Genomic DNA, 20,436 nt, shown 5'->3' on the forward strand with positions numbered 1-20,436 from the left:
CGGCGTCGATAATAGTTCAACGCAAGTTGAACTTTGCCACCAACAGCCCTAGCTGTAGACGGACCGCCCATCCTTTCCACAAGCCCCAAAGACAAGGCCTCGAGATGAACCAGTACACCCCGCCGAAAGTATGGACCTGGAACAAGCCGAGCGGCGGCGCCTTTGCCAGCATCAACCGGCCGATCGCCGGACCGACGCATGACAAGGAACTGCCCGTCGGCAAGCATCCGCTGCAGCTCTATTCGCTGGCGACGCCGAATGGCGTCAAGGTGACTGTCATGCTGGAGGAGCTTCTGGCGCGCGGCCACGAGGGCGCCGAATACGATGCCTGGCTGATCCGCATCAACGATGGCGACCAGTTCGGCAGCGGTTTCGTCGAGGTCAACCCCAACTCCAAGATCCCCGCTTTGATGGACCGCAGCGGCAAGACACCCATCCGCATCTTCGAATCCGGCTCGATCCTGGTCTATCTCGCCGAAAAGTTCGGCGAATTCCTGCCTGTCGAGCAGCCGGCCCGCGCGGAGGTCCTGTCCTGGCTGTTCTGGCAAATGGGTTCGGCGCCATATCTTGGCGGCGGCTTCGGCCATTTCTACGCCTACGCGCCGGAAAAATTCGAATACGCCATCGATCGTTTCTCGATGGAGGTGAAGCGCCAGATGGACGTGCTCGACCGTCGCCTCGCCGAAACTGAATATCTCGGCGGCAAGGATTACTCGATCGCCGACATGGCGGTGTGGCCCTGGTATGGCGGGCTGGCGCTCGGCCGCATGTACAATGATTCGGCCACGTTCCTGTCAGTGCAGGAATACAGCCATGTGCAGCGTTGGGCGAAGGCGATCGACGCGCGCCCGGCGGTCCAGCGCGGCCGAATGGTCAATCGCGCCTTCGGCGAGCCGGCCATGCAGTTGCACGAGCGTCATGACGCCAGCGATTTCGACACTAGGACGCAGGACAAGCTGGCCGCCGAATAGACAACGGCAACGCCGGATTCAAAAGAAAGCCCGCCACGGACACGAACCGTGGCGGGCTTTTTTAGGCCAGTTGGTGTCGCACCGGCTGCCGTGGCAAGGCCACGGATCAGTGCAGCACCTCGACGATCTGACGGGTGTCGGGATCGACCAGGACAGTCTGGTGATTGATCACGGCGACGCGGTACCTGACATTGGGCACTTCGCGCAGTACGACCCTGTCCGGCACCGACGAGCCGAGCTTGAGTTCGACGCCCAGAAGATTCACCGACGCCAGCGGCTCTCTCGTGATGTATTCGCGAACGACCGTCTCATCCTGCGGCTGCACGACGACGGTATCCGCCAGAGCCGCGCCAATTCCGCCCATCAGGACGATCGCGGCCGCCGCACTCGTCGAAAGATAATGTTTCATGACAACCTCCATGGTTGGCTATTGGCCCCTCAGGAAAAACTCGGCCATCGCCGCGAGGTTCCATGTCGATCGCTGAATGAATTTCGAGAAGTTTTCGAAAATACCGGTTTCGATTGTTCCGGTGTGCAAAAGAGAACGTCAGATATGCTTTTGGACAATCGATCAATTGTATTTCTGGCTATGTCGCCTGAGAATTGGTCAAGAAATCAACTTGCTTCGGAAAGGCATCGGAACACTCTTTCTGAAGGCTGAAGGGGAGTTCGACCCGTCATCGTGTCTAGCCGCAACCCGGCGCTGTTGCCGGGGTCCGAAAAGGCCCGCCCTGCCTGAAGCAGGACGGACCCAAAAGGGGCCGGCGGAGGTGGCGGCCTCACCGGTCACCGTCGCAAAACGCCTCTGCTGGCATCTGGTTCCAATCCCCGAGCTGCCTGTTTGCCATACGCAAGGATGTGCTCACAGAAACGTGACCGCTCCGTAATATTAGATCACTCTAAATTGACCTGCGCCGGTGGTATTGATGATGATGCCGCCAATCCGGCGGCAGGAACAGGGGAGGATAGCTCATGAAGATCAAAACTGTTTGCTTGGGAGTTCTGGCTGCCACCGTGATTGCGGGGTCTGCCTTGGCCGGCATTCTCGACGAGCCGAAGATGATGGCCCCCTTCTTCACCGACAAGTCCATGAAGACCATGAAGGCCGATGCCGATATGAAAAAGGTCTGGGCGAAGATGTCGAAGAAGAACCAGAAGGCCATGATGAAGGAATGCCAGGATGCGGCGATGAGCAAGCCGCATGCCGAATTCTGCGCGAAGTTGAACGCGCTGGCCGGCCACGCCTGACATCGTCCACGCCAGGGGATGGCGGGCCGCGAGGGCCGCCATCCCGGCGCTTAAGATCCAGTTGTCAAAACCGGACACCGTCCCGATGCAGCGGTGGGACGGCCTCGATAGGATCCTGGTTCGTCGCCACGTCTTGTGCGCGCCTGTAGATCAGCCTCACGACGAGTACGAAGTAGCCGACCTGCAAGACAAGCAGGCTCACCACCGTCCAGGCAAATGCCGCCCAGAAAGAACCTGTAGCCAGGTAGGTCCAGACCGCGACAACGGCTGATGTGGCTGACATCCCCACGAGAAACTGCCCAAAATACATCGACCCCTGATCGCCGAACCCGTCCCGGCCCAAGCGACTCCCTGCCCGGATCCCAATATCCACCCATAACGTTTCATTATTTTAGCAACTGCGCAAGTATTCGATCATCGCGCCGGCAGCTCTCGAATTTCGTTGCGCGTCGGCTTGGTCGGATCGCGGTGATCGCGGCGCTTTGGTGGTGGCAGGCTTGACCGCAAGCCGCCCGCGATGCCTGGCGCGGGTCCCTGCCCGCCGACGCGGGAACAAACGCGTTCAGCCCGAGTTTCGCTTCCAGTCTTTCCAGGAGGCAACCATGGCACCGCGCAACAAACCACGCACCGAGATTGACGAGATGCGGGAAATCGATCCGGATCTCGAACTCGACAATGACAACGCGCAAGATGAAGGCCCGGCCATCCAGCGGCAGGACTGGGATGCCGTACGGGGCGCCGATATCCTGCCTGAACCGGTGCCGGAAGACGGGGAGTTCGCCTATGATCTGGAAAAGGAGGGCGATCTTCCCGAGGAAGACGACGACAACCCCTATCAGGACAGCGACGAGGCCCTGCCCGAAGACGAGGAAGAAGCCGCGATCGCCCGCCGCACGAGGCGGGAGGGCGGGTTCGACGAGACATGAGCGGAGGGCTGTTTTGACTTCCTCCCGACAATGCTGTTTTCCCCGCCGCGATAGCCGCGAAAAAAGCTTTGTCGGCTATATTTTTGCCGGGCCTTGACCTCCGGCTTGGCCGCACCATTATATCTCGTTTGACTAAAATAACGGAACGTCCAATGGACATTGCCGGAACCGAACGGGGCCTCCCGGACCTTTGCGTCTGACCCCTAAGACCTTGGTCCTACAAGGAAAACCAAGCGGTTCGATGTCGCCGCGACTTTCCAGGAGACGTCGGTCTCGCGCGCCGGCATGGACGATACCGAATCGACGGTGGCGGTTGCGAAGGCACCGAATTCGGCTTTGCCATGCCGTGAGAAGCCGCGATATCGCTCAGCCGCCCACGAGCCCTGCAAGGTCGAATTCCCGGCGATTGGCAAGAGCGTGTTCGCATCGTCGTCCGGCCTGCACGGGGCTCCATCGGATCCGCTGCCGAAGGCTCCATCGACCGATGAAATGGAGGCCGCGCGCCGCCATCTTGTCCCGTCCCGGCGCCCACCTTCGTCCTTCGACAGCATAAGGCGCTATATTGCAATTGGCTAAATCGCGGAACGTCCAATGGACATTGCCAGAACCGAACGGGTCCACCCGGACCTTTGCGTCCAACACCCAAGACCTTGGTCCTACAAGGAAACGCAAAAGGCCAAGGAGTCCCTCTCTCCGGGAACATCCGGCCCCTGCCGTCGTTTGCCGCAAGTCTCCAGAACCGGACTCTTCTCGCGAGGACAGCGTGACGCACCATCGGTCCACCATCATCAAGACAGGCCATGGCCCCGGCACGGCGGTTGCCGTGCTAACGGTCGGGTTGGCGGCGGTGGCGATTGTGTTCCTCGTCCTTGGCGGTGCGCTCTATCTCGGCGAGCAGCCCTCCCATCGACACGCTCTCTCCTCCGTGCCGGCCCGATCGGCCCAGTTGGGCGATCGCGGGCCGATTGACCGATGACGTCGCTATGCGTGGCATGGTAGGCAGTATGGCATCCGCAATTTAGCCTCGCCTATTCCGTTTTCGCGGAAGTTTCCATCAGCGGCCGATGTGCAATGCTGTTCATGCGGCGGTACGAGCCGCCCTGGTTGACGCGGACGTCCCAAGCCATCCCAACAATGCGCCCCCCGTCCGCGTCGACCATGGCAAACGCCTGGCGCCGGCTCTCGAGCCCGCTCACTACGGCGCCCAGCAAACAGCACCACGCCATCGCTCCGAAGAACCGATCTCTCACACACCAGCAGCTGCGGTTCAGCCACCAAGCGCGTATTTTATGAGATGTCCCATGGTCAGGGATCTGCCTCCGATAGGGGGTTCCCAGTTCGGATCCTGGATCAGATACGAATGACCGTCTCCATAGGCCAAGCCGACCAACGTTTCCGCAACAATACGGCCGCCCACCGGGCCCAAATGGACCGGCTCCTCATCACCCTTGCTGCCCGGTTGCGAAGCGCGCTTGAACCAGTGGTGCTGCGCTTCCGCCAACAAATAATACCAAAGCGGTGCATTGTCGGCGAATTCCCCGTCGATATCGATTATGCTCTTGGCACCCTTCATTTCGTCGAGGACGGCTTTTCCTATCTTCAGATCGGCATCAGGAATGACCGGCACACCCATCGCCCGTGCCACGCTCTGCCCGCTTGGCATGCGCAAGGCGAGCCCCCGAAGCAGATTCCGGGCAGCGAGGTTGGCTGGGTCGTTTTTCGGATCGATCGGCGTGGCTTGCAACTGCTCCACAGTGAGAGGTGGCGAAGCCGGCACCGTTTTTGAAAACTCCGGGAGGAACCCAAGGGGGTTCACCAGGGACGTGTCGATCTTGTAGGCCGGCTGGGCCCGATGCGGGCCACCCTTTCTACCCGATCCGTCAATGTCGAAGAACAAACTCCAATCGATGGCCCATTGGGTTGGAAATTCGTCGAAGCCGTTCAAACCCCTGTGGGCGACACCCGCGAATATGAAGAAGCGGCCGGCAAGTCCGCGAGCCTTCTCGTCAACTGTTGCCGACATTGGATCATCGCCGCCATGCAATTCGGTGTTCAGCCGATAGATCGGCCTCACCATCGAATGACCAAACCGGTAGGCCGCCACTGAAAATTCCAACGGCATGTAGGGCATGTTGCGCCAATGGAAGAACTGAAGCTTGGGCTTCTTGTCGGCGGCATTGGCAATCGACCTACGGTGAGGGAGTATTTCATCAATCAACTCAGCACCGCAGATACGCGGCAAAAAGTCGTTGAGAACCACATACTGATAGTGCCAGCGCACCATGCGCTGGACTTCTTCGAACGAGGCTCCCTTCAACTTTGGCTCGTCCATCAGCCGGTTGTGCAACCGCATGAATATGCCGTGCAGCTGCGAGACGATGACGTTCTCGTCGTTGCGCTTGTCCCCGATCAGCGCGCGTGCGGCGGACTTGGGATTTTCCGGATCACGGTAGCGCGGAAGATCACGCGACGTCGAAGGCTTGTTCAGCTCATGAAGTTGTTTTCCCAGCCGAAATTTTCCGTCGATATACATATAGGGCTGGTCCGCCGGACCACGACCGTAGACGCTGTCCAGGTCGAGGCGAGGCGTCCGGAAATCCACCAAGCTGTCCGGATCGTTCATTTGCATCAGCAAGGAGGAGGGGTCGAAAGTGATATCATGGTCGATGAACTGGCCGAGATATGTATATCCGGCCGCAATGCCGGTATTTTCCTCGTCATCCTGAATATGCTTATCCGTCTCGACCGCGGCCATGGGCCTGTTGTCCGCGGTTTTCTCCGGGTCGGCCGTCATCTCGCCTCCCAACGCGACAAGAGCGGCTTGGGAATGAACGGCTGGAGCAAGCTCCCTGAACATCCGGCCGAAGCGGCCTTCGAACAGAGATGACCGGCGGGGGACATCAGCGCCTCTGATGCCGCCTCCGTGTGGGCTAAACGAACTTTTGGCTGAACTGGATTTCATGGCTGCCCCCCGCAAAACGTGTCTTTGACAGGCAAGATCCGGACGCGAGTGCGACACCACGCACATGAAGCGACCTGACGATAGTATTTGATGAATTCCCAAATAGACAATTCGGGCGTGCTTTTAAATAGAAGTTGAAGAGTTGGATTTCACCTATATTTACAAAACTGTAAACAAAGACAAATGTCAAGCTATCGCTAAAACAAATAAACAAGAGAACCACACTGAACAAATCCAATGATTTCTCCAACCGCTAGAAATCATTGTTTTTTGTCAACATTGCCAACAACGCTGAATTCCCGGCAGCTCCCGCGGAAGGGCTCTCAAAGCCTGTCTTCGGCAGGCAAACAGCTGAAGGCGCCATTCAGTTCAAGCTGTCATGCCGGTACAAGCAATGTGGTGTTCTCTTGCCTGCGACGGAGCTGTGCCGCAGGCGGACATTCGTGCAGAGTCACCTCAACTCCACCCAGACCGGTGCATGGTCGCTGGCGCCGTCCTGCCCGCGCACGTCGCGATCGATGCCGGCCGCGGTCAGCCGGCGGGCGAGCGTCTTCGACAGCAATATGTGATCGAGCCGCAGGCCCGCGTCGCGCGGCCAGCGGTTCCGGCGATAATCCCAGAAGGTGTAGAGCGTCTCCTTCGGGTGCGTCTTGCGCAGCGCGTCGGTCCAGCCCTGCTCGATGAGCGCGGCAAAGGCGGCCCGGCTTTCCGGCTGCACCAGCGCATTGTCGTCATAGGAGCGGGTGGGGTAGATATCGCGCGGCTCGGGCACGATGTTGTAGTCGCCGGCCAGCACCACCGGCAGGCCGGTGTCGAGGAGCTGTTCGGCATGCGCCTCCAGCCGCGCGTGCCAGGCGAGCTTATAGGTGAATTTCGGCCCCGGCTGCGGGTTGCCGTTCGGCGCATAAAGACAAGCGATCACGATGCCGTTGACCGCCGCCTCGATGTAGCGGCTCTGCCTGTCGGCATCGTCGCCGGGCAAGGCATCGCGGGTCAGGACGGGTTCGGCGCCGCGCGCGAGTATGGCAACGCCGTTCCAGGTCGGCTCGCCCCTCCACACCGCGCCATAGCCGGCCGCCGCGAGCGCCGAGCGCGGAAATTGCATATCGCGCGCCTTGAGTTCCTGCAGGCAGACGACATCGGGTTTTGCCACCGCCAGCCACGCCAAAAGGTTTTCCAGCCGGCTGTTGATGTTGTTGATGTTGAAGGTGGCGATCTTCATTGCGCGTCGTCATCCTCGGGCTTGACCCGAGGATCCATGCCGTGACGCCTGCGATGGAAGGCAGCGGTGCAGATTTTTGCCCCGTTGCTGCTCTCGAAAGTCACGGCATGGATCCCAGGGTCTGCGCGCGTCGCTTCGCTCCATGCTTCGCCCTAGGATGACGAAGTCGATGGTTGCGTCAGCTTGGCCCTCACCGTCTCCGCCAGTGTCTTCAAATGATCGGCTGCCGAGAACCCCGAAACGCCCTTGCGCGGCTTGAGATCATGGTCGCCATCCTCCAGCCAGATCACCTCGATCGCATCGGACAGCCCATAGCCCGCCACCTCGTCCCTGGTGCCGAACTCGTCGCGCGTGCCCTGGAAGATCAGCGTCGGCGTCTTCAGCCCGGCCAGATGCTTGGTGCGCAGTTGGTCAGGCTTGCCAGGCGGATGGAAGGGATAGCCGAGGCAGACCAGCCCCGAAATCTCGCCCTTGGCGAACATCTCGTCCGCGACCATCGAGGCGACCCGCCCGCCCATCGACTTGCCGCCGATGATCAGTTGGCCGGTCACGCCTTTCGCCCGGAGGTCGGCGATTGCCTTGACATATTCCGGGTTCACCGTCTCGGCGCGCGGCGGCGGCTTGCGGTGGCCATAGCGGCGGGCGGCCATGTAGTGGAATTCGAAGCGCACGACCTGGAAACCGGCGGCGGCAAGAGCCTTGGCGGTGGCGGTCATCGAGGGAGAGTCCATCGACGCGCCGGCGCCGTGGGCGAGCAGGATAGTTGATTGGGCGGTGTCGGGACCGTCGAAGAGGAAGGTGGTCATGGGACGGCCTTTCGAAGCATGAGCCTACCAATCCTTCTTGAATCATGCCGCCAGATTATGCTTGCGCGGCACCCGCGCCGCAAACCTGCGATTGCAGATATTCCACGCGCGCGGCGAGCAATCCGGGCCAGCCCGTCGCGTCGATACCGCCTATCCACTTGCAAGCAGCTTCACGCCCGTGAGCCTGTTCGAGCAAGCAGAAATAGGCGGTGTCTCGCCACGCGCCGCACAATTGCGAATTGCCGTCCATCACGTCGAGCGCCGACGCCCAGGTGAACCATCGCCTGATCCATGCGCCGACCTTACCGTCGAAATCGTTGACGCACTGGGTTACGAACATGGCGAGATCGGCTTCGTTAGCCACCCAGAAAGTGCCACGACCCCTGACGAAATCCCCGTCGATGGCATCGAATCCTACTCTCAGAAACGATTTGCTCAATCGCCGGGAGCTTTGCGTCCTGAATTGTGTCGAGCTCGGATCCTTGATCTCGTACCAGGCAAAGAAATCCTTGTCGGACTTCGCGAACTTCTTCCACGTGAACACCGCCACAAGCGAGCAATCATATTCGCCGTACCGGCGGTCCGTGTAACACTCCAGTTCTACGCTGAAATCGGTCAGGTTGTCCGTGGACGCGATGAGCAACTTGGCGCCGTCCGGCTTGAGCCACCTTTCGCCAAGGCGAGCATGCAACTCTTCCACCACCCTCCTTCGAATGGTTTTTGCATCCAGCATGTCAGTCACGATGCTGATTTCTGAGCCAGTTGCATATCCACGAACTGCACGCCCCTGGCCGCCACGCCAGCCCATTCCGATTCCGCATCGAGTTCCAGATACCGCGCCCAGAGCCGGCGCGCCTCCAGCAGGTGTCCGGCGTCGAATTCCAGCCGGGCGAGGTTGAACACCGGATCGGCATAGGTCTTGTCGAGCCCGATCGCCTTCTGCAAATGCCGTCGCGCCGAGGCGTCGCGGCCCTGTTCGCTCATCAGTCCGGCAAGGTTGAACCAGGCTTCGACGAAGGCCGGGTCGAGTTTTAAGGCGCTGATATAGTCGTGCGCGGCATCCGCCGCGTGGCCGCCGGCGCGCAGGCAGTTGGCGCGGTTGAAGGCGGCGATGGCGTCGGTCGGGTCGATGGCCAGGCAGCGCTGGTAGAGCGCGGCCGCCCCATCATGGTCGCCGCCCTCCTCCGCCGCTTCCGCCTCGGCGAACAAGTCTTCCAGCGTGTCGTCGCCATGGGCGGCGGCACCCAGATCGAACAGCAACTGACCGTCGAGCTCGCTTTGGCCGCCTTCGAGATAGATGGCGTCGGGCCGGCCGTGCTGGGAACCGACATTGAGCGATTTGGCGGTCAGCGAGGCAACCGGGCCGGAGCGGTGCACCGAGCGCGCGATCGCCCCCCATGTCGCACCGCCGGCCACCAGGCCCGCATATTTGCGCGCCAGGATCAGGTCGCGGAAGGAATAGGGTTCCCCGTCATGCTCGAAAGCATCGAACAGCGACAGCAGGTCGAGGTCGGCGCCGGAGAGCCGCGATTGCTCGATCAGCGATTGCCGCGACAGTGACGATGCTTCCGGCGCCTTCATCAGCCCGAGCAGGCGCAAAAAGCCGTTCTCGCTGATCAGCGTACGCCCGGCGGCGCGCTCGGCGGCAACGCGGCGCTCGATCTCGGCATCGCCGTTTTTACCGACCCCGGCCCTGGCCAAAATTGTCCGGCCGAACACGACATGCGTTGTGCGCCTGGTGATGCCGCGCCTGAGCTGGCCGTGCTGGCGCTCGACCTCGCGCGCGGCGAGCCGCAGCGGAAACGCCGCCAGCGCGCCGATCGTGCCGAACACGGCGCCCTGGATCAGGACGGCTCGTGCCGTCATTTCTTGCTCTTGCCGACCGCCTTCAGCAGATTGGCCTTCAGCGGATTCTCAGGTGCACCACCCGCTGCCGCCTTCTTGGCGGGCTTGGCGGGCGCCTCGTCGGCCTTGCTCTTCGACTTGGCCGGCGGCTTCGACTGCGACAGGCTAGCCTTCAGCGCATCCATCAAATTGATGACATTGCCGCGCTCCGGTGCGGCCGCTATGATCGGCTTGTGGCCCTTGAGCTTCTCGCGGATCATTGCCATCAGCGCGATCTCGTAGCGGTCCTCGTAATTCTTCGGGTCGAAGGTGGTTTCCTTCTGCTTGATCAGCGCTTCGGCCAGTTCGAGCATTTCCGGGTCGGGCTTGCCGGCCGGGATGTTGCCGAAATATTCAGCCGTGCCGCGCACTTCGTTCGGGTTCCTCAACGTGCACACGAACATGCCGTTCTCGCGTGCGCCGATCGTCACCACGCGCTCGCGGCTGGACAGCACCAGCCGCGCGATGGCGAGCTTGCCGGACTTGCGCATGGCTTCGCGCAGCACGGCGAAGGTCTCCTCCGCCATCGCGCCATCCGGCGCCAGGTAATACGGCGCGTCCTGATAGATGACATCGACCTCGCCCTCGTCGACGAAGGCCTCGATGTTCATCGTATGGTTGGATTCGATCCTGACCGCATCGAGGTCGGCATCATCGATGATGATGTACTGCTTGTCCTCGTACTCGTAGCCCTTGACCAGATCCGTGCGCTCGACCAGCCCGAGTTCGGGGTCGACCGGCTTCATGTTGATGCGGTTGTGGGTCTTCTTGTGCAGCTGGTTGAACGATATGCGCTCGCTGGCGCTGGTGGCGGGATATAGCCGCACCGGACAGCTGACGAGGCTGAGCTTGAGGTAACCTTTCCAACTTGCCCTGGGCGCCATGATACACTCCTACGCGGCCATGCACTGTCGTGCAGCGCTCTTCGTCCGCAGGACGAACAAGGCTGCGCAAATCCTACACCGACCCAGCACAATACCGGCAAATCCCTGACGAAATGTTTTAGGGCGCCGGAGGGGTCGCGGGCGGAGGATAATTCAAATTGTCGGAAGCGTCGATGATATCTCTTCGTCATCCTAGGGCGGAGCAAGGAGCGGAGCGATGCGGCGCAGACCCTAGGATCCATGCCGTGACATCGATCGAAGAATGCGGCGGATCAGAATAGCCGTCGATCGCGCCACCCGCTATCGTGGCCACATGACCGGCTACGTCTACATGACCGCAAGCCAGAAGCGCGGCACGATCTATATCGGTGTCACCAACGACCTCGGCCGCCGCGTACCCGAGCACAAGTCCGGCCAGGGCTCAGGTTTCACCAGCCGCTACGGCGTGCAACGCCTCGTCTGGTACGAGGAGTATTTCGACATCACTGATGCGATCCAACGTGAGAAGTCCCTGAAACGCTGGCCACGACAGTGGAAGATCGAACTGGTCGAGACGACCAATCCGGAATGGTTCGAGCTCTTTCGCGGAACTGGTTGGTGAGCGTTTTGCACCGTCGCGGCGCCCTTAAGTCGCGGCATGGATCCTAGGGTCTGCGCGCGTCGCTTCGCTCCTTGCTTCGCCCTAGGATGACGAAAGATGGGTAGGCAAATCCCTGGCAAACTCCTCAATCTCCGCCCAGGGATCCCCCGACGTCTCCAATAACCCCGGCAGCGACGAATAGTTCAGGTCCTGCGGCGCATCGATCGCCTCCAGGTCGCTCCAGCTCACCGGCGTCGAGGCCGGCAGGTTGGTGCGGGCGCGCAGGGAGTATGGGGCAGCCGAGGTGTGGCCGCGCGCGTTGCGGTGATAGTCGATGAAGATGCGCTTCTTGCGGTTCTCCTTGCCCATGGTGGTGGTGAAGGTGTCGGGCGCGGTGGCCGCCAGATGGGTTGAAATGGCGCTGGTCGCCTGATGCAGCTTTTTCCAGTTCTGCTTAGGTGTCACCGGCACGGTGATGTGGATGCCGTTGCCGCCGGAGGTCTTGGCGAACGGCACCAGCCCCAGCCCCTCCAGCTCGCCCTTGATGTGGACGGCGGCCTCCACCACCTCGCGCCAGGAAATCCCCTCGCCCGGGTCGAGATCGAAGACGATCTGGTCAGGTCTGTCGAGATTGGTGCGATGCGTGCCCCAGGTGTGGAACTCGACGACGCCGAACTGCGCCAGCGCCAGATAGCCCTTGGCGCCTTCGACCGAGAGATAGGATTTTGTCTCGCCTTCGGAATTGGTCGCCTGGAACGTCACCACCGAGGGCGGCATGCCGGTGAAGGCGTGGCGCTGGAAGAAACAGTCCTTCGGCAGGCCGGTCGGGCAGCGCACCAGCGACACCGGGCGGCCGAGGATGTGCGGCAGCATGAAGTCGCCGACCAGCGCGTAATAGACGGCGATGTCGAGCTTGGTCGGTCCGGTCTTGCCGAACAGCCGCCGCGTCGGGTTGGTCACCCAGATGGTGGCAAGGTCCGCTTCCGCGATCAACCGCTTGCGCTTGGCCGAGACCGGCGTCGACAGCCCGACATCCCTGAGCCCCCGGAACACCGCGTGGCGCAGCGCATTGTCCGCCGTGCGATTGGCATAGTGGATGTGGGCCGAAAACAGCGGCTTCACCCAATGCATCTCGCGCATGATTTCGCGCGGCACGCCTTCGGGCGCCGTCGCACCCGATGTCAGCGGCCCCAGCCGGGCAAGCAGGTCGGCGGCGGTTCCGGCATCGAAGCCGGTGCCGACCTTGCCGCGATAGTGCAGTTCGCCATCCTCGAACTCGGCAAGGCCGAGTGCGGCCAGGCCTTCCGCCGCATCGGAAACCGTGTAGCCGGCAATGACGAAGTCGCCATTCTGCAGCGCCTTGGTCTTGGTCCAGCTCTTGGTGCGGCCGCTCTGGTAGATCGCCGTCGCCCGCTTGGAGACGACGCCTTCGAGCCCGAGCTCCGAAGCCTTGTTATAGAGCCCTTGCCCCGAGCCTTCGACATGGTCGGAAAACTGGATGGCGGAGTTGGCGCCGAGACCGGCGAGCAGTTGTGCCAGCAGCGCCTTGCGCCGGATCAGCGGCGTCTTCGTCAAGTCCCAGCCGTCGAGATGCAGGAGGTCGAAGGCGTAGAAATGCAGCTTGCTGCCGGCGCCCGCGGCCAGCGCGTCCTGCAGCAGCGCGAAGCGGCTGATACCCCGGCCGTCGAGCACGACGATCTCGCCGTCGACGATCGCCTCGCGGCACGGCAGCTTGGCGAAGGCGTGCGGCAGGTCGCCATAGCGCTTCGTCCAGTCGATGCCGCCACGGGTGATCAGCCGCACCTCACCGTCGGATACATGGGCCATGGTGCGGTAGCCGTCGAATTTGATCTCATGCAGCCAGAGCTCGTTGGTATTCTCGGCAAGGCTTTCGCCGCCGGGCGGCTTCGGCACCTGTGTCGCCAGTTGCGGCTCGATGCGGCTGAGCGCCGGCGCCTTCGCCGCGCCCGGCAGTTCGCCGGGCTTCAGCGAACCGGGCTTCGGCGCCGACTTCGCGGCCGGCTTCGGTGGCGCCACCAGGTCCTCGATGCGCAGGCCGGATTTCACGCTTTCCGGGCGCGCTTCAAGGATGTCGAGCTTGGTGTCGGACGCGAGGTCACGCTCCTTGAACAGCAGCCAGTTCTTCTTCTCCGCGTCCTCGCCGGGCTTGGGTTTCAGCCGGGTCAGCATCCAGCCGCCATTCAGCTTTTCCCCGGCCAGCCGGAACTTGGAGGCACCGGTGCGCAGGCTCTTCTCGACATCGTCCATCGGCGCCCAGGTGCCGGTGTCCCAGACGATCATCGGCCCGCCGCCATACTCGCCCTCGGGAATGACGCCTTCGAAGTCGATATATTCGAGCGGATGGTCCTCGGTCTCGACCGCCAGCCTTTTGTCGGCCGGATTGAGCGAAGGCCCGCGCGGCACCGCCCAGCTCTTCAGCACATCGCCGACCTGCAGGCGCAGATCGTAATGGTCTGATGTGGCGTGATGCTTGTGGACGACGAAGCGGTTGCCTTCGGCGGTGATCAATCCGCCGGCGGGTTCCGGCGTTTTGGTGAATTCGCGCTTGGCGCGATAGGTGCGGAGCTTGGCGGGCGGCATGTCAAAAGCCGAGCCTGGCGGAAACCAACAATCGCCTCGTTCCTTCGCGCCCCCCTCTGCCCTGCCGGGCATCTCCCCCTCTTGGGGGGAGATCGAACTTCACGCCGGCCCTCGCGAATGTCGGACGTTGAAGGAATAGTGCGGTAGGCGAAATTGCCAATCTCCCCCCTGGAGGGGGAGATGTCCGGGAGGACAGAGGGGGGCGCCGTAGGGCGCTACGTTTGCACCACTCGCGATTTTTCACGTGGTCTCAATCGTCAGCAGCCGGCGTCAGCTCGAGCTCGGCGGGCGTCAATCCCTGCTGCAGCTGGGCAAGGCGGAATTCGTCGACCCAGTAGGCCTCGCCGTCGACCAGCACGCGCGCCCGGTAGGCGCCGTCCGAAAAGCTCTGCGCGGTGATGTAGACCTTGTGGCGGTCGAGCGCCTTGCGCACCGCGGCGCGCTTGGCATTCTGGCCGATGACGGGACTGATCATGACGCTGCCCTCGGTCGCCCTGACACAACACGGCCGCTTCCGCGGCCCGGCGACTGGGCCCAAGGATGACCGAGACGCGCTGCCCTGTCAATTTGCCGAGTTGATGGCCACCACAGGCCGCGGTTCGGACAAATTTTGCCAGGCTTTTGAACGGTCTTGGGCCTCGACTTGAATCAAAACACGAGACCCTGTCGAAATCCGCTCCCGGCGAACGACATTGGTGCGGCGCTCACGAAGCGCGACCACCAGACAACAGGGAGCACCATCATGGCCAAGATGCTTGTCATCTATAAAACCCCCGCAGATCCGGCGGCCTTCGACCGGCACTATTTCGAGATCCACGTGCCGCTGGCCAAAACGCTTCCCGGCCTGCAGCGCTATGAGATCAGCCGGCGGCCGATCGTGAACGTCTTGCAAAGCGAGGTGCCCTATATCGTCGCGACCCTCTATTTCGACAGTCTGGAGGCCATTCGCGCGGCCTTTGCCGGCGAGATCGGCAAGGCCTGTGCGGCGGACCGGCGCAAGTTTGCCGGCGATGACGACCTCCAGGCGATGCTGCTCTTCGATACCGAGGCGCTGTGAGCGGTCGTTTCGCCGCGCGCGGCTGTGGGTCTCTGCTCCCGAAGCTGCTTCGGGGGCCGCGGAGGTCCGTTCAGTTCTTCAACCGCCGCAATCGGCACATCACATTATGCACGGCCTTGTACAGCCCCGGCCTGGAGCGCACGAAAACCTCGGTCTTTGCGCGCAGCTTGATATAGGCTGTCGCGCCCGTGCCGCGCAGCGTTATCGCCTGGCACAACTCGCCCAGCACCGCGCTCGAGGCGCCGATGTGCTGCTTGTAGCCCTGGCTGCCGACCGACAGGTCGAAATAGTCGAGCCCTTGCGCGCGCGCCCACATCATCAGCTTGCCGATCGTCGTCAGGCCCGGCGAGACGTTGGGCACCGCGTCCTGGTCGATCCCCAGCAGCAAGGCGTGCAAGGTACCCTTCATGATTACCACATAGATGACGGCGAGATAGGCTTGACCGGCACGCAGCCCGAACAACCGCACCGAGCCGTCGGACAGACCTTGCAGGGCAGCATTGCGGTAGAAGTCGACGACCAGCGCCTGCGTCAGGAGGTCGAAACGCCCGAGCTCGCGGAAGCGGTTGAGCCTGAGCTCCAGCAGTGTGGCGAAATGGGCCTCCACCAGGGCAGGCGTGTCGGCTTCGACCAGATCGAGCTTGCCCAGCTGTTCGAAGCGTCGGCAATGCTTGTGGAAATTCTTGGCGAAGGACGATTTGCAGATGCGCTTGATCAGCGTTTCGGGCTCGCCATCCATGGCCAGGCCCGAGGCGATCTGGATGGAGTCGCGCACCACCGAAAGCAGCGCCAGCGGATTGGCGACACCGTGGATCTGTTGCGGGATCCCCACGATGTGGACTCGGTCCGTCGGCGGCAGCACCGCGCAGACCGCCGCCCAGGCGGCATCGGCACTTTGCCTGGTCCAGGGTCTCGCATCGGCCAGCAGCGGCGCCGAATAGTCACACACGCCGCGGCTCAGCCATTCGACCACATAGTGACCCAAAGCGCGGCGGCGCATCAGCGGCAGAAGCATGGCAGGCGCGCCGGTGGCGGCGTCATCGACCTCGACGATGAGCAGGTCCGCGTTTTCGGGCATCAGCCGCCTGGCGATCCCCTCCACCCAGGCAAGGCGCTGGTGGCCGGTACACAGGCCATTCGCCTCAATCCGCTGCCACGGCGGCCTTACCGTGTCGAAGCTGGTGTGCAGCCGCGCCGTATAGCGCACGGCGGCGGCCACGCCCACGGCAATCGGCGAGATCGGCCCGCCGGATGCTTTCGACATCACGGCCGGTCTCATTGCCTGGCTTGACACATGCTTCTCCCGTTCGTTCGGCCCGCCCTGAGCGTCCTCAGCGCAAGCGCCGCAAGCCCCGCGTCAGTCCCTGGACCGCGTTGAGCAGCCTTGGGTTCGAGCGCACGAAAGCCTCGATCCGGTCGCGGAACTCGATGCCGGCACTCGCGACACCGCCCCGCATCGTGAATCCTTGGCAGAGTTCGACCAGGACCGAACTCGTGGCGCCCATATTTCCCTTGTAGCCCTGGTTGCCGACCGACAGGTCGAAATAGTCAAAGCCTTGCGCGCGCGCCCAGCCCATCAACCTGCCCATGATTGCAAGTCCTGGTGAGACATTGGGCACCGCACCCTGGTCGATTGCTATCAGGAGAGCATGAACAGTGTCTTGATGGGCCAGAAGATATTGGACCGCGATCAGGGCCTCGCCGACGCGCAGCCCAAACAGCCGGACCGAACCGTCCGACAGGCCCTGAACAGCGGCGTTCCGGTAGAAATTGACGACTCTCTCCTGCGCCAGCAGATCGAAGCGGCCAAGCTCGCGAAAGCGGCTGAGCCGCATCCGGACCAGTTCGCCGAAGATACGCTCCACCTCGGCCGGCGTGCCGGCCTCGACCAGTTCCACATCGCCGAGCCGTTCGAGCCGGCGCCAGTCCTTGTTGAATTCCTTGACGAAGGAGGGCCTGCACAGGCGCTTGAGGACCGTGTCCGGGTCACCGTCGATGGCGATGCCGAACGAGGTGTATTTGGAATCGCGCGTGGCCGCGAGCAAGGCAAGCGGATTGGCGACACCGCTGATCTGTCGCGGAATCCCCGTGATATGGAACCGGTCCGCCGGCGGCAGCACGGAGCGCACCGCGGCCCAGGCCGTCTGTGCGGATTGTGCGGTCCACGGCCTCGCATCCGCCAGCAGCGGCGCCGAATAATCGCACACGCCACAGCTCAGCCATTCAATCACCCGATGGCCGAAGGCCGGCCGCCGCATCAGCGGCACCAGCATCCTGGGTTCGCCCGTCGCAGCGTCGTTCACTTCCACGATGAGGGGTTCGGCACCGTCCGGCATCAGTTGCCCGACGATCCCCTCGGCCCACGCATAATGCTGATGGCCGGTGCACACACCGTCCGCCTGCAAGCGCAGCCACAGCGGCCTGACCGTCTCAAGGCTGGTGTGCAATCGCGCCGTGTAGGCGTCGTTCGCGGCGACGCCGACTGGATGAGAGACCTGCCTGTCGGGCAAGCCGGTCACCTCAGCAATTCCCACTGCCTGGCCTGTCACGTGCGTCTCCTATCGTTTCGCCGCGGCGAACGTGATCGCCCGCCGCCACGAACCCAGGCGGCTGGAGTGCTGCTGGTCCGGGTGCTCGATGTTCCACATGCGGTGGTGCGCGAAATACCAGGATGCCACGAGCACGAAGGTCTCGGAGGCCGCGGAGCCCAGCAGCGCCCAGGGCGGAGACGCGACTGAAAGCAGGATCGCGATCAGCGCCAGCCCGACGATCGCGCCGCCCATCGTGATGAACGCGACGATCCGGAAATCGCCCATCACCTCGAGAACGACGCGAGGCATGACATAGGCGGTGATAGGCACAAAATTCGCGATCACGAAAAGCCCGATGAACCCGACCGAGGCATCCTGGAGAGCCTGGGATTTTATCATCGGCAGGACAAACATGATCGCGCAGCCATAGGCGAGGCTGCCGAGCCCCATGACGATAGACCAGATTTTCGCCTGCGCCCAGACGCGGCGTGTTTCGTTGTTGCCCATCAGCTTGGCAAGCTCCGGCTGAAACATGTTGACGAAGGCGAGGGTGATGATGCGCAGTGGCGCGAACAGCAAGAGAACCGCCGCAAGCGGTGCGTAGGCGGCAGGCCCGGCAATGCCCGCGACCAGCAGCGCCAGGCATTGACCCTGGATGTTGGTGGTGGTCGCGCTGAAGGCCGACCAGCTCAGCTGGCGCCAGAGCTTGGTGTAGCGTCGCCGCGTCGGCATGCGGAAGCTGATGCGAAGCCTGCGGCCCGCCAGCCGGGCCAGGACGAAGATGCCGACGAGATTCGCCGCGGCAAGTACGCAGAACATGGTCTGCAGCGCATCCTTGGCCAACCATATCGCCAGACCGGCCAGGACGGTGCCGAAGATTGTGAAGGCGGCGTCGCTGATGGAGACGATCACCTGCTGGCGGCGCGCGAAGAATGCCGTGCGCATATGGCTGCGCAGCGACCACGCGCCGACGAAGCAGCCGGCGGCAATGCCGCTTGGGTCGCCCAGCAGGCGCATCAGGACAGCCGTGACGACGGCCATCAGCAGCGCCACGACCACCGCCGCCGTTCCAAAGGCCACGTCATGGGCATCGACGCCGGCGCTGTTGGCGCTTTTGGCCATCCATATCGACGCGGGGACGGCGGTGAGCGACCTGATGTAGGATATGCCGACACCGCCCATCACCATCGCGATGGCGAAGAGGCCGTAGCCTTGCGCCGACAGCATGTGCAGCAGCATGATGTTGAGGGCGAAATGGAAGCCGCTCTGCATCGCTTCGCCGCCGATCATCAACGCGAGGCGCCGGACCAAATGGATCGGGAGTTTCACGGTCATGTCTCCGCCTGGCAGGCGGTTGCCGCCCTGCCCGGCCTTGCCATGGTGGCTTTCAGCTTGTCGGCCGCGATCGCGGCGATCGCGGCCGCGGCGACCGGCTCACTGAAGATCGTCTCGTAGCGTTTGCGGCCGGCGGCGACAATACCGCGCCAGGCCTCAGGGGCGAGGATGATCTCCTGCAATTTCGCGGCAAGGGCGGCCGCATCGCCTGGTGGAACATGCCAGCCGGTCTCGCCGTCGCTGACCACCTCCACCAGCCCGCCGATCGCCGACACCAAAGGCGGGCGGCCATAAGCCATCGCCTCGATGGCGACGCGGCCGAGCGATTCCGGGCGCCGCGAGGGCACGGTGACGATGTCGGCCCAGCGATAATGCTCGGAAGGGTCCGGTATGAAAGGCAGGACGCTGACCCGTTCGGTGAGCCCCATGCTGCCGACCAGTTCGGCCAGCGCGCGCTCGCGCTCGACGCTTTCGAAGGCGCCGCCGACCAGCCGCACCTCGATCCTCGACTGGAGCTCCGCCGGCATCGAGGCGATCGCCTCCAGCAGCACCTCCTGGCCCTTGATGCGGTTGACGCGGCCAAGCAGCAGCACCCGCAGCGGGCGCTTGCCGTCATAGGTCATCGCCTCTGCCGCCGCCGGACCGGCAACGCCATTGTAGACGACATGGGAACGTGCGGATTTGGGCTCGCCGAACGCGGCGCGGGTGGCGCGCGAATTGAAGATGAGATCGGCATGGCTCCAGCGCATCAGGCCGATGAGGATCCTGCGCATGGCGCCTTCGGGAATTTCGTGGATGTGCAGCACCGCCTTATGCGGGAGAAGGCGCGCGGCCAGCGCGTAATCGGCGACGATCGAGGTGTTGACATAGGTAAGGTCGCAATCCCTGAGCCGCCGCCACGCCCTCAGCACCGCCACCGGCAGCCGTGCCATCTCGACCGTGGCCAGCCTCAATATGGCCTGGCGTCTCAGCACCCAAAGCGGTTCGAAGACGATCCGGCTGGCATGCGCCTCGAGGATTTGCACGATCGGCCCACTGCGCGGCAGCACCACTTCGATGTCGGCGGACGGAAACGCGGCGCGCAGCGCAGCGACGCTCTCCGCGAAGCTGCGGTCCGAACCATAGAGTTCATAGCCCTGATGAACGCAGGCAATCCGCATCTTTGTATCCGCCGGTGCTGCAGCCATCGCGCTAGGCGGTGGCGTGCATTAACCTCGTAGCAAGAACCATGCCTGAGCGATCCGTCCGTTGCCGGACCCCAAACGCCTGGCAACGCCTCGTTTCGATACACCTACACACAGAAGGGTTGACCGATAATGAAACAACCGCCCGGTTCAACACCGTTTTTTTACAACCCGGCGCGATGATCGTCCGCCCGCACACCGCAAATCGTGGGATGGCACGGAAGTTGCCAGTCTTCTTTTGATAA

20 protein-coding genes are annotated in these 20,436 nt (G+C 62.7%); 6 read left to right on the forward strand and 14 right to left on the reverse strand.

Features of this window, described 5'->3' with window-relative positions:
- Positions 1–104: 104 nt before the first annotated feature.
- Complete coding sequence (gene yghU, locus JT360_RS25620; RefSeq protein WP_214475129.1) at positions 105–971, forward strand: glutathione-dependent disulfide-bond oxidoreductase; 867 nt, start codon at positions 105–107, stop codon at positions 969–971.
- 106 nt (positions 972–1,077) lie between these two features.
- On the opposite strand, the gene JT360_RS25625 is transcribed toward yghU, so the two are convergent.
- Positions 1,078–1,380, reverse strand: coding sequence for a DUF1236 domain-containing protein (locus JT360_RS25625; protein WP_214475131.1), 303 nt, complete (start codon positions 1,378–1,380; stop codon positions 1,078–1,080).
- Positions 1,381–1,943: 563 nt separating this feature from the next.
- Here JT360_RS25625 and JT360_RS25630 point away from each other — a divergent pair.
- Positions 1,944–2,219, forward strand: coding sequence for a hypothetical protein (locus JT360_RS25630; protein WP_214475132.1), 276 nt, complete (start codon positions 1,944–1,946; stop codon positions 2,217–2,219).
- Positions 2,220–2,283: 64 nt separating this feature from the next.
- On the opposite strand, the gene JT360_RS25635 is transcribed toward JT360_RS25630, so the two are convergent.
- Entirely contained in the window at positions 2,284–2,529 is a 246-nt protein-coding gene (locus JT360_RS25635; RefSeq protein ID WP_214475244.1) for an exopolysaccharide production repressor protein, read from the reverse strand.
- A 292-nt stretch (positions 2,530–2,821) separates the two neighbouring features.
- Here JT360_RS25635 and JT360_RS25640 point away from each other — a divergent pair, with 292 nt between their 5' ends.
- Complete coding sequence (locus JT360_RS25640; protein WP_214475134.1) at positions 2,822–3,145, forward strand: hypothetical protein; 324 nt, start codon at positions 2,822–2,824, stop codon at positions 3,143–3,145.
- A gap of 763 nt (positions 3,146–3,908) precedes the next feature.
- A complete protein-coding gene (locus JT360_RS25645) occupies positions 3,909–4,121 on the forward strand; it encodes a hypothetical protein (RefSeq protein ID WP_214475136.1) in 213 nt (70 codons plus the stop codon).
- 291 nt (positions 4,122–4,412) lie between these two features.
- On the opposite strand, the gene JT360_RS25650 is transcribed toward JT360_RS25645, so the two are convergent.
- From JT360_RS25650 to ku, 6 genes are all read right to left on the reverse strand, one after another.
- A complete protein-coding gene (locus tag JT360_RS25650) occupies positions 4,413–6,107 on the reverse strand; it encodes a peroxidase family protein (RefSeq protein ID WP_214475137.1) in 1,695 nt (564 codons plus the stop codon).
- Positions 6,108–6,558: 451 nt separating this feature from the next.
- Entirely contained in the window at positions 6,559–7,329 is a 771-nt protein-coding gene (locus JT360_RS25655; RefSeq protein ID WP_214475139.1) for an exodeoxyribonuclease III, read from the reverse strand.
- Between the two features lie 152 nt (positions 7,330–7,481).
- On the reverse strand, positions 7,482–8,135 hold the full coding sequence (locus JT360_RS25660) for an alpha/beta hydrolase family protein (RefSeq protein WP_214475141.1): 654 nt from the start codon (positions 8,133–8,135) through the stop codon (positions 7,482–7,484).
- Positions 8,136–8,190: 55 nt separating this feature from the next.
- Positions 8,191–8,877 (reverse strand): hypothetical protein, encoded by a 687-nt coding sequence (locus JT360_RS25665; RefSeq protein ID WP_214475143.1) that lies wholly within the window; start codon positions 8,875–8,877, stop codon positions 8,191–8,193.
- The gene (locus tag JT360_RS25670) at positions 8,874–10,001 is read right to left on the reverse strand and encodes a tetratricopeptide repeat protein (protein ID WP_214475145.1); all 1,128 of its coding nucleotides are present in this window, start codon (positions 9,999–10,001) and stop codon (positions 8,874–8,876) included. Before JT360_RS25670 ends, JT360_RS25665 begins: the two co-directional genes overlap by 4 nt.
- Positions 9,998–10,903, reverse strand: a complete 906-nt coding sequence (gene ku / locus JT360_RS25675) for a non-homologous end joining protein Ku (protein WP_214475147.1) — start codon at positions 10,901–10,903, stop codon at positions 9,998–10,000. The genes JT360_RS25670 and ku overlap by 4 nt, the downstream gene beginning before the upstream one ends.
- Positions 10,904–11,216: 313 nt before the next feature.
- On the opposite strand from ku, the gene JT360_RS25680 reads away from it, so the two are divergent.
- Positions 11,217–11,504, forward strand: coding sequence for a GIY-YIG nuclease family protein (locus JT360_RS25680; protein ID WP_023767193.1), 288 nt, complete (start codon positions 11,217–11,219; stop codon positions 11,502–11,504).
- Positions 11,505–11,585: 81 nt separating this feature from the next.
- Here JT360_RS25680 and ligD read toward each other — a convergent pair whose 3' ends face one another.
- The gene (gene ligD, locus JT360_RS25685) at positions 11,586–14,084 is read right to left on the reverse strand and encodes a DNA ligase D (protein WP_214475149.1); all 2,499 of its coding nucleotides are present in this window, start codon (positions 14,082–14,084) and stop codon (positions 11,586–11,588) included.
- 250 nt (positions 14,085–14,334) lie between these two features.
- Complete coding sequence (locus JT360_RS25690; RefSeq protein ID WP_214475151.1) at positions 14,335–14,559, reverse strand: hypothetical protein; 225 nt, start codon at positions 14,557–14,559, stop codon at positions 14,335–14,337.
- Positions 14,560–14,826: 267 nt separating this feature from the next.
- Here JT360_RS25690 and JT360_RS25695 point away from each other — a divergent pair, with 267 nt between their 5' ends.
- Positions 14,827–15,141, forward strand: coding sequence for an EthD family reductase (locus tag JT360_RS25695; RefSeq protein WP_214475246.1), 315 nt, complete (start codon positions 14,827–14,829; stop codon positions 15,139–15,141).
- 70 nt (positions 15,142–15,211) lie between these two features.
- On the opposite strand, the gene JT360_RS25700 is transcribed toward JT360_RS25695, so the two are convergent.
- Genes JT360_RS25700 through JT360_RS25715 form a run of 4 tightly spaced genes read right to left on the reverse strand, consistent with a single transcriptional unit; the run spans position 15,212 to position 20,167 of the window.
- Positions 15,212–16,435: a GNAT family N-acetyltransferase gene (locus JT360_RS25700; RefSeq protein WP_502845489.1), complete on the reverse strand. Its 1,224-nt coding sequence runs from the start codon at positions 16,433–16,435 to the stop codon at positions 15,212–15,214.
- A 37-nt stretch (positions 16,436–16,472) separates the two neighbouring features.
- Positions 16,473–17,690, reverse strand: a complete 1,218-nt coding sequence (locus JT360_RS25705) for a GNAT family N-acetyltransferase (RefSeq protein ID WP_214475153.1) — start codon at positions 17,688–17,690, stop codon at positions 16,473–16,475.
- Between the two features lie 9 nt (positions 17,691–17,699).
- Complete coding sequence (locus JT360_RS25710; RefSeq protein ID WP_250889078.1) at positions 17,700–19,007, reverse strand: polysaccharide biosynthesis protein; 1,308 nt, start codon at positions 19,005–19,007, stop codon at positions 17,700–17,702.
- On the reverse strand, positions 19,004–20,167 hold the full coding sequence (locus tag JT360_RS25715) for a glycosyltransferase (RefSeq protein WP_214475155.1): 1,164 nt from the start codon (positions 20,165–20,167) through the stop codon (positions 19,004–19,006). The genes JT360_RS25710 and JT360_RS25715 overlap by 4 nt, the downstream gene beginning before the upstream one ends.
- Between the last annotated feature and the right edge of the window lie 269 nt (positions 20,168–20,436).

This window comes from Mesorhizobium sp. dw_380, from assembly GCF_018588885.1.
GTDB lineage: Bacteria > Pseudomonadota > Alphaproteobacteria > Rhizobiales > Rhizobiaceae > Mesorhizobium.

Bases quoted from the DNA above. Each gene is read 5' to 3' on its own strand.
- JT360_RS25640 (WP_214475134.1), top strand. From the start codon at position 2,822: ATGGCACCGCGCAACAAACCACGCACCGAGATTGACGAGATGCGGGAA.
- ligD (WP_214475149.1), bottom strand. From the start codon at position 14,084: ATGCCGCCCGCCAAGCTCCGCACCTATCGCGCCAAGCGCGAATTCACC.
- JT360_RS25710 (WP_250889078.1), bottom strand. From the start codon at position 19,007: ATGACCGTGAAACTCCCGATCCATTTGGTCCGGCGCCTCGCGTTGATG.
- JT360_RS25715 (WP_214475155.1), bottom strand. From the start codon at position 20,167: ATGCGGATTGCCTGCGTTCATCAGGGCTATGAACTCTATGGTTCGGAC.
- JT360_RS25690 (WP_214475151.1), bottom strand. From the start codon at position 14,559: ATGATCAGTCCCGTCATCGGCCAGAATGCCAAGCGCGCCGCGGTGCGC.
- JT360_RS25695 (WP_214475246.1), top strand. From the start codon at position 14,827: ATGGCCAAGATGCTTGTCATCTATAAAACCCCCGCAGATCCGGCGGCC.
- JT360_RS25660 (WP_214475141.1), bottom strand. From the start codon at position 8,135: ATGACCACCTTCCTCTTCGACGGTCCCGACACCGCCCAATCAACTATC.
- JT360_RS25680 (WP_023767193.1), top strand. From the start codon at position 11,217: ATGACCGGCTACGTCTACATGACCGCAAGCCAGAAGCGCGGCACGATC.
- yghU (WP_214475129.1), top strand. From the start codon at position 105: ATGAACCAGTACACCCCGCCGAAAGTATGGACCTGGAACAAGCCGAGC.
- ku (WP_214475147.1), bottom strand. From the start codon at position 10,903: ATGGCGCCCAGGGCAAGTTGGAAAGGTTACCTCAAGCTCAGCCTCGTC.
- JT360_RS25655 (WP_214475139.1), bottom strand. From the start codon at position 7,329: ATGAAGATCGCCACCTTCAACATCAACAACATCAACAGCCGGCTGGAA.
- JT360_RS25625 (WP_214475131.1), bottom strand. From the start codon at position 1,380: ATGAAACATTATCTTTCGACGAGTGCGGCGGCCGCGATCGTCCTGATG.
- JT360_RS25650 (WP_214475137.1), bottom strand. From the start codon at position 6,107: ATGAAATCCAGTTCAGCCAAAAGTTCGTTTAGCCCACACGGAGGCGGC.
- JT360_RS25635 (WP_214475244.1), bottom strand. From the start codon at position 2,529: ATGTATTTTGGGCAGTTTCTCGTGGGGATGTCAGCCACATCAGCCGTT.
- JT360_RS25630 (WP_214475132.1), top strand. From the start codon at position 1,944: ATGAAGATCAAAACTGTTTGCTTGGGAGTTCTGGCTGCCACCGTGATT.
- JT360_RS25670 (WP_214475145.1), bottom strand. From the start codon at position 10,001: ATGACGGCACGAGCCGTCCTGATCCAGGGCGCCGTGTTCGGCACGATC.